The following is a 12,324-nucleotide window of genomic DNA, read 5'->3' on the forward strand; positions in this document are numbered from 1 at the left end:
GGAAGCATGCTGACTATGGCTACGATACATGTAGACGGCAAAAAATATGATGTAAACGGGGCTGATAACCTGTTACAAGCTTGCCTCTCTTTGGGGCTGGATATTCCTTATTTTTGCTGGCATCCAGCGCTGGGAAGCGTTGGCGCTTGCCGCCAATGTGCGGTAAAGCAATACCAAAATGCGGATGATACGCGCGGTCGTCTAATTATGTCCTGTATGACTCCGGCAATGGATGGCACCTTTATCTCTATTGATGATGAAGAGGCTAAACAGTTCCGTGAGAGTGTGGTTGAGTGGTTAATGACTAACCACCCGCATGATTGCCCGGTGTGTGAAGAAGGGGGCAACTGCCACTTGCAGGATATGACGGTGATGACGGGTCATACATTCCGTAAATATCGTTTTACCAAGCGTACTCATAACAATCAGGAATTGGGGCCATTTATTTCTCATGAAATGAACCGCTGCATTGCCTGTTATCGTTGTGTGCGCTACTACAACGACTATGCTGACGGTACGGATTTTGGTGTCTATGGCGCTCACGATAATATCTATTTCGGTCGTACTGAAAGCGGCACTTTGGAAAGTGAATTCTCCGGTAACCTGGTCGAGATCTGCCCAACCGGGGTATTCACGGACAAAACCCATTCTGAACGTTATAACCGTAAATGGGACATGCAGTTTGCGCCAAGCATCTGCCAGCAGTGCAGTATTGGCTGTAACACCAGCCCGGGGGAGCGTTATGGCGAATTACGCCGTATTGAGAACCGTTATAACGGCACAGTAAACCGCTACTTTATGTGTGATCGCGGTCGTTTTGGTTACGGTTATGTCAACCGTCAAGATCGGCCCCGCCAACCACAACAACTGCGTGGTGATCACTGGATCTCGCTTAACGCAGAACAGGCTATGCAGGGTGGCGCGGATATTTTGCGTCAGGCCAAAAATGCCATTGGTATTGGTTCACCCCGTGCCAGCCTGGAAAGCAACTTTGCCTTGCGTGAATTAGTGGGCGCGGAAAACTTCTATAGCGGGATTGCCGCTGCTGAACAGCAACGCCTTGATATGATGCTGGAAATTCTCCAGCAGGGTGGTGTTTATACACCGTCGCTGCGTGAAATTGAAAGCTATGATGCGGTGCTGATCTTAGGTGAAGACCTGACTCAGACTGGTGCCCGTATGGCACTATCCGTTCGTCAGGCGGTGAAAGGCAAAGCCCGCGAAATGGCGGCGGCTCAGAAAGTTGCTGACTGGCAGATTGCCGCAGTGATGAATATCGGCCAGCGTGCTAAATATCCCCTGTTTGTGACCAACGTGGATGATACCCGTCTGGATGATATCGCGGCGTGGAATTACCGTGCGCCGGTTGATGATCAAGCTCGTTTTGGTTTTGCTGTCGCTCATGCATTGGATAACACGGCACCGGCGGTTGAAAATTTACCTGACGAACTGAAAGCCAAAGTGGAAATGGTTGCACAGGCACTGATTGGCGCGAAGAAACCACTGATTATCAGCGGCAGTAACGTGGGCAGTGATGCGATTATTCAGGCGGCAGCTAATGTTGCCTGGGCGCTGAAGGATAAAGGCTCAGATGTCGGTCTGTCGTTTGTCGCGATCTATGCGAACAGCATTGGATTGGGGATGATGGAGGCTCAACCACTGGATGTGGCTTTGCAACGTATCAGCAGTGGTCAATCAGATACAGTTATCGTGATGGAAAATGATCTCTATCGACATGCGGCAGCTGATAAGGTCGATGACGCACTGAACAAGCTGAAAAACCTGATTGTGGTTGACCACCAGCGCACGGCTATCATGGATAAAGCCCATCTGATCCTTCCAGCTGCCAGCTTTGCAGAAAGTGACGGCACGCTGGTGAATCAGGAAGGCCGGGCGCAGCGTTATTTCCAAGTTTTCGAACCCTCTTTCTATGACAAATCCGTGGTGATGCTGGAGAGCTGGCGTTGGCTGCACTCCCTGCACGTGACTCATACCGAACGTCATTTGGATTGGACTCAGCTTGACCACGTTATTAATGCCTGTGTTGACGTGATGCCACAGCTTAAGGGCATTGTTGATGCCGCGCCTGATTCCACATTCCGCATCCGTGGTCAGAAACTGGCGCGTTCACCGCACCGTTACAGTGGCCGTACTGCGATGCTGGCGAATCTCAGTGTTCATGAGCAGCGTCAACCTCAAGATATTGACTCCCCATTTGCTTTCTCAATGGAAGGCAACAATAGCCCTGATGCCTATCGTCAGCAGGTTCCGTTTGCCTGGGCACCGGGCTGGAACTCACCGCAAGCGTGGAATAAATTCCAAGCGGAGGTGGGGGGCCATTTGCGCTTTGGTGATCCGGGGGTACGCCTGATTGAAACAACTGACGGGGGTCTGAACTACTTTGATCAGATTCCGGCTGAATTTTCTGTACAGGATAACCAATGGGTCGTCGCGCCTTACCATCACCTGTTTGGCAGTGAAGAATTAACCCAGCGTTCCGATGTGATTCAGGAACGTATGCCGGAGCCTTATGTGATGCTCAATAACAAAGATGCGGATCAACTGGGTGTAAAAACAGGTTCTGTTCTGGAGTTTGATTGTTTTGGTCAGCAACTGCGTTTGGCGGTCCGTCTGAGTAAAAAGCTCGCTCAGGGTCAGATTGGTTTGCCAATGGGAATGCCGGGTATTCCTCCGGTACTGGCGGGTGTTTCAGTGAATAATCTGCGGGAGGCGGCACAATGAGTTGGTTAACCTCCGACGTTATTGATGTACTGATCGCTATTCTGAAATCGGTGGTGATCTTGGTGGTGGTGGTTGCCTGTGGGGCATTGATGAGCTTTGGTGAACGACGTTTGCTGGCGCTGTTCCAGAACCGTTATGGGCCAAACCGCGTCGGTTGGGGAGGATCATTACAGATCGTGGCCGACATGCTCAAAATGTTCTTTAAAGAGGACTGGGTACCACGTTTTGCTGACCGGTTGATCTTCACCTTAGCGCCTGTTATTGGTTTCTGTTCTCTGTTGCTTGCTTTTGCCATTGTGCCGATCACTCCTAACTGGATGGCTGCGGATCTCAACATCGGCATTTTATTCTTCATGATGATGGCGGGTCTGGCTGTCTACGCGGTCCTGTTTGCCGGATGGGCAAGTAACAACAAATACTCCCTGCTGGGGGCAATGCGTGCTTCTGCACAGACACTGAGTTATGAAGTGTTTCTTGGCCTCTCTTTTATGGGTGTTGTTGCTCAAGCCGATTCTTTCAATATGGTCGATATCGTCAACGCACAGGAACACATGTGGAATATCATTCCGCAATTCTTTGGCTTCCTGACTTTTGCTATCGCGGGTGTGGCCGTGTGTCACCGTCACCCATTTGATCAGCCGGAAGCAGAACAGGAACTGGCTGATGGTTACCACATTGAATACTCCGGGATGAAATTTGGTCTGTTCTTCGTTGGTGAATATATCGGTATTGTCACGGTTTCTGCCCTGATTGTGACAATGTTCTTTGGTGGTTGGCATGGTCCATTCTTGCCGCCGTTTGTCTGGTTTGCGCTGAAAACGGCGTTCTTCATGGTGATGTTTATCCTGATACGTGCATCTTTACCGCGCCCGCGTTATGACCAGGTAATGGCATTTGGCTGGAAAATTTGTTTGCCGCTGACCTTACTAAACCTGCTGGTGACTGCGGCAGTGATTTTGTACAACGCTCAATAAAGGGGGAATGAACCATGACATTGAAAGAGTTAGCGGTTGGTTTCGCCACCCAGGTACGCAGTATTTGGATGATTGGCCTGCACGCCTTTCATAAACGCGAAACCCAAATGTATCCTGAAGAACCGGTTTATTTGCCACCCCGTTACCGTGGCCGTATTGTGTTGACACGCGATCCGGACGGCGAAGAGCGTTGTGTTGCTTGTAACCTGTGTGCGGCAGTTTGCCCGGTTGGTTGTATCTCATTGCAAAAGGCCGAACATAAAGATGGCCGCTGGTATCCAGAATTTTTCCGCATTAACTTCTCACGCTGCATTTTCTGCGGTCTGTGCGAAGAGGCTTGCCCGACCACCGCAATCCAGTTAACACCGGATTTCGAAATGGGAGAGTTTAAGCGCCAGGATCTGGTGTATGAAAAAGATGACCTGACGATTTCAGGGCCAGGTAAATATCCTGATTATAACTTTTACCGTAAGACAGGTATGGCGATTGACGGCAAATCAAAAGGTGAAGCCGACGACGAAGCAAAACCTATCGACGTTAAAAGCCTGTTGCCGTAAGGAGCGATATTCATGGAATTTACGTTTTATACCGCCGGGCTGGTTGCGATATTGGCAACCATCAGGGTGATTACACACACCAATCCGATACACGCGCTTTTGTATTTGATTGTTTCTCTGCTGGCGCTTTCAGCGGTATTTTTTTCGCTGGGGGCTTATTTTGCTGCGGCGCTGGAGATCATCGTTTACGCCGGGGCCATTATGGTGCTGTTCGTTTTCGTGGTAATGATGCTTAACCTTGGTAAATCTGTGGTTGAACAGGAGCGTATTTGGCTGAAACCGCGAACCTGGGTTGGTCCGGGTCTGCTGTCAGCCGTGTTGCTTATCGTGCTGGTGTATACCATTATCAACGTTTCTCATGGTGATATTGCTGACAATATCACCGGTGAAGTTGTCAGCGCCAAAGAAGTGGGCATCAGCCTGTTTGGTCCCTATGTGCTGGCCGTTGAACTGGCCTCTCTGTTGTTACTGGCCGGTATGGTGGTGGCTTATCACATTGGCCGTGAACACAAACAGGGTGAAGTGCTCAGTAACCGAAATGCGGAGGAACAACCATGATACCTCTTCAACATGGACTGATTTTGGCGGCAATCCTATTTGTTCTGGGCCTGACCGGGCTCATTATCCGTCGTAATCTGTTGTTTATGTTAATTGGGCTTGAAGTGATGATTAATGCAGCGGCCCTGGCTTTTGTCGTGGTAGGCAGCTATTGGGGGCAGCCAGATGGTCAGGTGATGTTCATTCTGGCGATTAGTTTGGCGGCAGCCGAGGCGAGTATTGGCCTGGCGCTGTTATTGCAGCTTTATCGTCGTCGCCAGAGTTTGAATATTGATACAGTCAGTGAGATGCGCGGATGAACTTACTCTATTTAACAATTCTGCTGCCACTGCTGGGATTTTTGCTGTTGGCATTTTCCCGTGGCCGCTGGTCTGAAAACACCTCAGCCACCGTTGGGATGGGTTCTGTTGGTCTGGCTGCGCTGGTGACTTTGTGGGTTGCTATTGATTTCAACAGCCAGAATGTGGCGGGTGATCTGGTTTACAGTCAAAACTTGTGGAACTGGATGGAGGTCGGGGATTTCAGTATTCCTTTCACTCTGGTTCTTGATGGTTTGTCTCTGACCATGCTGAGTGTGGTCACTGGTGTCGGTTTCCTGATCCACATGTATGCCTCATGGTATATGCGCGGAGAAGAGGGTTATTCCCGTTTCTTCGCTTATACCAACCTGTTTATCGCCAGCATGGTGATACTGGTTCTGGCAGATAACATGATGCTGATGTACCTTGGCTGGGAAGGGGTGGGGCTGTGCAGTTATCTGCTGATTGGCTTCTACTATACCAACCCGGCAAATGGTGCTGCGGCCATGAAAGCCTTTGTCGTTACCCGTGTGGGTGATGTCTTCCTGGCTATCGGCATGTTTATTCTGTATGACAACCTGGGAACCCTGAACTTCCGCGAGTTGGCGGTTTTGGCTCCGCAACATCTGGAAGCCGGTTCTTCGGTGATTACCTGGGCGACCCTGATGATATTAGGGGGAGCAGTCGGTAAATCCGCTCAATTGCCGTTACAAACTTGGTTGGCTGATGCGATGGCTGGCCCGACGCCGGTTTCTGCGCTGATTCACGCCGCAACGATGGTGACCGCAGGGGTTTATCTGGTTGCCCGCAGTCACGGCCTGTTCTTGATGGCCCCGGAAATCTTGCAATTGGTTGGGACTATTGGCGCTATCACGCTGGTGTTGGCCGGTTTTGCTGCGTTGGTGCAAACCGATATTAAACGTGTACTGGCTTACTCAACGATGAGTCAGATTGGCTACATGTTTCTGGCGTTGGGGGTTCAGGCGTGGGATGCGGCAATCTTCCATCTGATGACGCACGCATTCTTTAAGGCATTGTTATTCCTGGCATCGGGCTCCGTCATTCTGGCCTGTCACCACGAGCAGAATATTTTCAAAATGGGTGGATTACGTAAATCCATTCCGTTGGTTTATGCCTGCTTCCTGGTCGGTGGTGCGGCGTTATCGGCATTGCCGATCATCACTGCCGGTTTCTACAGTAAAGATGAAATCCTGTGGGGAGCAATGTCACATGGTCATCTCAACCTCATGTTGGCTGGGCTGGCAGGCGCGTTTATGACCTCTTTGTATACCTTCCGTATGATTTTTATCGTGTTCCACGGTGAGGCGAAAACCAAAGCGCACCCGGTTAAAGGGATTACCCATCACCTGCCATTACTGGTATTGCTGGTGCTTTCCACCTTTGTGGGCGCACTGATTGTGCCACCACTGGCGGGGGTATTGCCGGAAGATCATGCAACCAGTGATACAGGTAAAATGATGCTGGAAGTGGTTTCTGGTGTGGTGGCGGTAGCGGGTATTTTGCTGGCAATGGCACTGTATTTGGGTAAACGTCAGTTGGTGAATAGCGTGGCACAAAGTGCTCCGGGACGCTTCTTTTCCGTATGGTGGTTTAATGCTTGGGGTTTTGATGTTCTGTATGACTGGATATTTGTTAAGCCATTCAAGAACATTACCCGTGTGTTACAAAACGATCCGCTAAATTCACTGATGAATATTCCGGCGGTGTTATCACGCTGGAGTAACAAAGGTCTTAGCCTGAGTGAAAACGGACAAGTCCGTTGGTACGTTGCCTCTATGGGGTTGGGTGCAGTGCTGGTTTTAGCTCTGCTGCTACTGGTTTAATTTAAGGGACACATTGCGCCATGCTATTACCTTGGCTAATTCTTTTGCCCTTCATCGGAGGTTTGCTGAGTTGGCAGACTGAACGCTTTGGTACTCGTGTACCGCGTTGGATTGCGTTAATTTCGATGGGGTTGACTCTGGTGCTTTCACTGCAATTGTGGTTGCAGGGGGGCTATACCTTGGCTAATCCGCAAGGGATACCTCAATGGCAAGAAGAATTTCTTATGCCGTGGATCCCACGTTTTGGTATCAGTATTCACCTTGCACTGGATGGCTTATCCCTGCTGATGATCGTGTTAACTGCCCTGTTGGGGCTGATGGCGATTCTCTGCTCATGGACGGAAAATCAACCGTATCAGGGCTTCTTCCACTTGAACCTGCTGTGGATCTTGGGTGGGGTGATGGGGGTGTTCCTCGCTATCGACATGTTCCTGTTCTTCTTCTTCTGGGAAATGATGTTGGTACCGATGTACTTCCTGATTGCATTGTGGGGACACAGGGGATCAGGCGGTAAGACCCGTATCACTGCGGCGACCAAATTCTTCATTTATACCCAGGCGAGTGGTCTGGTGATGCTGATTGCGATTATGGCGCTGGTACTGGTGCACTATAACGCGACGGGCGAATGGACATTCAGCTATGAGAAATTGCTGAATACGCCAATGTCACATACCGTTCAATACCTGCTGATGTTGGGTTTCTTCATTGCCTTTGCGGTAAAAATGCCGGTTGTGCCGTTGCATGGGTGGTTACCGGATGCTCACAGTCAGGCACCAACTGCGGGTTCTGTTGACTTGGCGGGGATCTTGCTGAAAACGGCGGGTTATGGTCTGTTGCGTTTTGGCTTGCCACTGTTCCCGGAAGCGTCTCATGAATTCACCCCAATCGCCATGTGGCTGGGTGTGCTTGGGATCTTCTATGGCGCATGGATGGCATTCAGCCAGACAGATATCAAACGCCTGATTGCTTATACCAGTATCTCGCATATGGGATTTGTGTTGATAGCGATTTACTCTGGCAGCCAGCTTGCTTACCAGGGGGCGATTATCCAGATGATTGCTCATGGTTTATCAGCCGCGGGCCTGTTTATTCTCTGTGGTCAGCTTTATGAGCGCTTGCATACCCGTGACATGACTCTAATGGGGGGGTTGTGGCGACGAGTGCAGTTTTTGCCTGCGCTATCGCTGTGCTTTGCGGTTGCGACCTTGGGGATGCCGGGAACCGGTAACTTTGTCGGTGAGTTTATGATTCTGTTTGGCAGTTTTAGTGAATACACGTTAATTATAACGATTTCTGTGTTCGGCCTGGTTTTCGCTTCTGTATATGCCCTGTATATGATGCAGCGTGCTTATTACGGCGCGCCAAAATCAGATGAACCATTAAGACGGATGGATATGCGGGAAATATCTATTGTCATGTTGCTGTTGATATTACTGGTGGTGATGGGCTTCTACCCACAACCTATCCTTGATACTTCAGCGGCAGCGATGGATAACATCCAGACCTGGTATTCAGCTTCAATTTCAACTACAAGGCCGTAATTCGCCATGACAATAACTCCTCAACAACTGATCGCGCTGTTACCGCTGTTGATCGTCGGATTGACGGTAGTGGTTGTGATGCTGTCCATTGCGTGGCGACGCGATCACTTTATCAATACCACGCTGACCGTAGTAGGTTTGAATCTGGCTCTGCTGTCCCTCTACTTTGTTGGGCAGCAGGACGCGATGGATGTCACCCCACTGGTTCATGTGGACGGCTACGCTATGCTCTATATCGGTCTGGTACTGGTTGCAAGCTTGGCAACTTCTACTTTTGCCTATTCCTGGCTGGAAAACTATCCGGATAACAAAGAAGAGTTCTACCTACTGGTGCTGATTGCGACCGTAGGCGGTATTCTTCTGGTTTGTGCAAACCATCTGGCATCACTGTTTATCGGTATTGAACTGCTTACTTTGCCGCTATTTGGTTTGATTGGTTATGCATATCGTCAGAGACGCTCTCTGGAAGCGGCGATTAAGTACATGCTGCTGTCTGCGGCGGCATCATCTTTCATGCTGTTTGGTATCGCGTTGCTCTATGCGGAATCTGGCGATCTCTCTTTTGCTGCACTGGGGCATCGTTTGTCTGACAGCTATATCTATCAGCCTTTAATCCTGGCAGGTTTGGGGATGATGGTTGTGGGTCTTGGCTTCAAATTGTCGCTGGTCCCTTTCCATCTTTGGACACCTGATGTCTATCAGGGAGCACCTGCACCTGTTTCTACCTTCCTGGCAACTGCCAGTAAGATCGCGATTTTCGCTGTGGTGATGCGTCTGTTCGTTGAAGCGCCGATGGCGGACAGTGAAGCGCTGCGTACGGTATTAACCGTTATTGCGATTGCCTCTATGTTGTTCGGTAACTTGATGGCGCTGACCCAAACGAATATCAAGCGCCTGCTTGGTTACTCTTCTATTGCTCACTTAGGTTATCTGTTAGTGGCGCTGGTCGCGGTACAAAACAACCAGCTTGCAGAAGAAACGGTGGGTATCTATCTGGCGGGTTATCTGTTTAGCAGCATCGGTGCGTTTGGTGTCGTTAGCCTGATGTCCAGCCCATATAAAGGACCAGATGCGGATTCCCTCTACTCATACCGTGGCCTATTTTGGCATAAGCCAATTTTGTCTGCGGTAATGACCGTGATGATGTTGTCACTGGCGGGGATCCCAATGACATTGGGCTTTATTGGTAAGTTCTATGTGATTGTCGTGGGTGTACAGGCTGAACGGTGGTGGCTGACTGCGGCGGTGGTTCTTGGCAGTGCTATCGGCCTTTATTACTATCTGAGAGTGATGGTGAGTCTGTACTTACATGCGCCGAAAACCCTTAACCGTGATACACCGAGGAATTGGGCCTTAACTGCCGGCGGGATGGTGGTGCTGATTTCTGCATTACTGGTACTGGCGCTGGGTATCTGGCCTCAGCCACTGATTGATGTGGTACAGCAAGCGAAAATCATTCTCTAACAGTTAGTTGTTATGAATTATTTGAAATAATTAAAACCCGGTAAGGTTGTCCTTACCGGGACGCATTCAGGCAAGATGAGATACACCTTATCTGAATGCGATAAAACAGCGGTTAAGAAAAGTCGTTTTTCGTCTGTCAATGTGGTTTTAAAATCTGGGATAAAAGAACAAGCGTATTATGAAAAAAACAGGTAAAAATTTTAATCATTAACGGTAAAAAGCCGTGATTAAAGATTTTTAAAAGTGGGTAAAAGATTCGATGTTCTGCTGACATTGGAGGAGAAAACATCAGAGAAAACGGGTTTTAAATTGATTAATAAGGTGGCAAAACGACAGCATTAATCCAATAATAAAAACATTTAACCGGATTAGTTACCCTCTCTGATAACTTAATAAATACACTTGTTAAAAGGAGAATGTATTGCATTCAATCTAAGTCGATTAACCATTAATTAAAGAGTTGAAAAGAAATCAGCATGCAAAAAATATTATCTGAATAGATGGCTATTTAAGCGCTTTCTTGTTGTTATTTTACAAAGTAAGCCATAAAGAGATAGCGCATTTAAAACGTGATTTGATTATTCAAAGTATAACTCTAGATAAAAGGCTTTTAACTTTTTTAAAAGGGATTTATTTTGCATTTGGGATATTTTTTTATGGTTTTTGTCTTGTTTTCATTAAAATAGTTATTTTAGCGTAATAAATGGCATGGGCGTTTAGTCAATATCATTTTGAAAAGATAGGGATTGTTAAAATAAAATCGTTTATTTATTAAAATAGTCTCATCATATGATTTTAGATTTTCACTTAAATCCACTCAACGTTATCTATTTAAATGATGCTTAAATAAATCGGTAAATTCATTTAATAACGCTTTATTATATTAACAATAGTAAAATTGATTTACCAGAGGGGTTATAATGATGAAATGGGGATTTAAGCGTTAACAGAGCATGAAAATATCTTGGAGAAAATAACGATATGAATTGGCGGATCCACATAATAAGTGCAATATAATTACTCTGTGAGTAAACAAGTTTGTATTCGATTAAATCATTTATTTGCGAATTTTGTTACTCCTATTTTTCACGAATAATTATTTAACTGGCTGATAAAGAATTCACTATCCGATTGAAAGCGTTATTAAAGTCGGTTCTTTTTTTAAATATATTGCCTGAATAACCTATTATATATTCTTATGTATCTTTTTACAGGGTATATAAGCATTAATAAAGCCAATGCTTTTTCTCATTTTCACTGATAGATTTATGGTGGGTAGGTTTTTAATCTCTGGTTTTAATTGGTATAATAAAGTTTTAACCGTTGCTTTTACTGCTTTTAACATTTTGTTTTTATTAATTTTAATCATCATGGTATATTGTTTTTTACGTTTAACCAATGTTAATCACATTCGCTTTTTATCTTTACTAGTGTTGTTTTACTGGCAATTATGAATAGTTTTTATAAGTCTTTTATCTTCATAAATCAATCCGTAAATAACTTGGTGATATAAAGATACCCCGTTATGTTTTTTCGGATAATATTCTTTTTCTCGCTGATTTTTTCAATTTTCTGTTAATAGTTAATGGATTTCGATTAAACTTGATTAACATCTTTTTAAAGAACGACATTTATAGTTAAATCCGCTCACTGTTAAAAGGGTGATATCGAGTAAAGCTATTCTCATTCCAAGAATTTTCTTGTTTTTCCTTTTTCCTGTATTTAATATCTTCAGAAAATCTTGATGCCGCAAAATAACGCCCAACAGATGGAGGATTTTTCCTTCCACCATTTTGTTCAGAAAGCCATTCAATTTTAACCAGATACATTATTTAGCACCTTTTAGCTTGAACTCTTTTACTCCATGATATTTTAACTGTTCCAACTGAGCGTATCTCGCTGGGCCAATTCCATCTAAATGCGGATCTATATGCATATTTTTAGCTATATCATCTAGTACATTTATTTGCACAACTTGGAATGAATTTCCTCCATGTCCCATTTTATTACCCAATTTACGGCATCTTCATAGGAGTATGCAAACCATTTACCTTCTATAGTGCCGTGACCCACAGCTCATTTCCCGGTTTCCATTAATTGATTATATTTAGGAAGATTCATTCTTCTGTATAACATCATTAACCCAAGTGGATCGATCCATGTCAGGGGGTTTGGCGCATAAGTGTATAAGTTAAGGCCCCCACTCAGCCCGATCGGATCTTAGGGACTATCCCGACGCCATCATACCGTTGAGCGGACTTTTCCCCTTGATTTAGCAGCCTTTTTCTCCGCCGCGTTTTCCCACCCTGTTAAAGAACCTATCAACTCGTCCCGACGGGCACTTT

At 46.5% G+C, this 12,324-nt stretch carries 10 protein-coding genes and 1 pseudogene; 8 read left to right on the forward strand and 3 right to left on the reverse strand.

What is annotated here, in order from left to right; genetic code table 11:
• Positions 1–15 precede the first annotated feature (15 nt).
• From nuoG to nuoN, 8 genes are read left to right on the forward strand one after another with little or no spacing between them, the layout of a single operon-like run.
• Complete coding sequence (nuoG, locus tag C5471_RS13870) at positions 16–2,742, forward strand: NADH-quinone oxidoreductase subunit NuoG (RefSeq protein ID WP_133815968.1); 2,727 nt, start codon at positions 16–18, stop codon at positions 2,740–2,742.
• On the forward strand, positions 2,739–3,716 hold the full coding sequence (gene nuoH, locus C5471_RS13875; RefSeq protein ID WP_133815969.1) for an NADH-quinone oxidoreductase subunit NuoH: 978 nt from the start codon (positions 2,739–2,741) through the stop codon (positions 3,714–3,716). The genes nuoG and nuoH overlap by 4 nt, the downstream gene beginning before the upstream one ends.
• 14 nt (positions 3,717–3,730) lie before the next feature.
• Positions 3,731–4,273 carry an NADH-quinone oxidoreductase subunit NuoI gene (gene nuoI, locus C5471_RS13880; protein WP_036843389.1) on the forward strand — a complete coding sequence of 181 codons (543 nt, stop codon included), beginning with the start codon at positions 3,731–3,733 and terminating at the stop codon, positions 4,271–4,273.
• A gap of 12 nt (positions 4,274–4,285) precedes the next feature.
• Positions 4,286–4,831, forward strand: a complete 546-nt coding sequence (gene nuoJ / locus C5471_RS13885) for an NADH-quinone oxidoreductase subunit J (protein ID WP_133815970.1) — start codon at positions 4,286–4,288, stop codon at positions 4,829–4,831.
• Positions 4,828–5,130 (forward strand): NADH-quinone oxidoreductase subunit NuoK, encoded by a 303-nt coding sequence (gene nuoK, locus C5471_RS13890; protein WP_036843392.1) that lies wholly within the window; start codon positions 4,828–4,830, stop codon positions 5,128–5,130. The genes nuoJ and nuoK overlap by 4 nt, the downstream gene beginning before the upstream one ends.
• Positions 5,127–6,974 (forward strand): NADH-quinone oxidoreductase subunit L, encoded by a 1,848-nt coding sequence (nuoL, locus tag C5471_RS13895; RefSeq protein WP_133815971.1) that lies wholly within the window; start codon positions 5,127–5,129, stop codon positions 6,972–6,974. Before nuoK ends, nuoL begins: the two co-directional genes overlap by 4 nt.
• A 20-nt stretch (positions 6,975–6,994) precedes the next feature.
• On the forward strand, positions 6,995–8,515 hold the full coding sequence (gene nuoM / locus C5471_RS13900) for an NADH-quinone oxidoreductase subunit M (RefSeq protein ID WP_133815972.1): 1,521 nt from the start codon (positions 6,995–6,997) through the stop codon (positions 8,513–8,515).
• A gap of 6 nt (positions 8,516–8,521) precedes the next feature.
• Positions 8,522–9,979 carry an NADH-quinone oxidoreductase subunit NuoN gene (gene nuoN, locus C5471_RS13905; RefSeq protein WP_133815973.1) on the forward strand — a complete coding sequence of 486 codons (1,458 nt, stop codon included), beginning with the start codon at positions 8,522–8,524 and terminating at the stop codon, positions 9,977–9,979.
• Positions 9,980–11,616: 1,637 nt separating this feature from the next.
• Here the strand turns inward: nuoN and C5471_RS13910 are convergent.
• The 3 genes and pseudogenes from C5471_RS13910 to C5471_RS25330 form a co-directional block, all read right to left on the reverse strand.
• Positions 11,617–11,808 (reverse strand): hypothetical protein, encoded by a 192-nt coding sequence (locus C5471_RS13910; protein ID WP_133815974.1) that lies wholly within the window; start codon positions 11,806–11,808, stop codon positions 11,617–11,619.
• The gene (locus C5471_RS13915) at positions 11,808–11,993 is read right to left on the reverse strand and encodes a hypothetical protein (RefSeq protein WP_133815975.1); all 186 of its coding nucleotides are present in this window, start codon (positions 11,991–11,993) and stop codon (positions 11,808–11,810) included. The genes C5471_RS13910 and C5471_RS13915 overlap by 1 nt, the downstream gene beginning before the upstream one ends.
• Positions 11,994–12,106: 113 nt before the next feature.
• Positions 12,107–12,199 (reverse strand): annotated as a pseudogene (locus C5471_RS25330) (RHS repeat-associated core domain-containing protein); the annotation flags it as partial.
• Positions 12,200–12,324 lie beyond the last annotated feature (125 nt).

The organism is Photorhabdus tasmaniensis (genome assembly GCF_011189505.1).
Classification (GTDB): domain Bacteria; phylum Pseudomonadota; class Gammaproteobacteria; order Enterobacterales; family Enterobacteriaceae; genus Photorhabdus; species Photorhabdus tasmaniensis.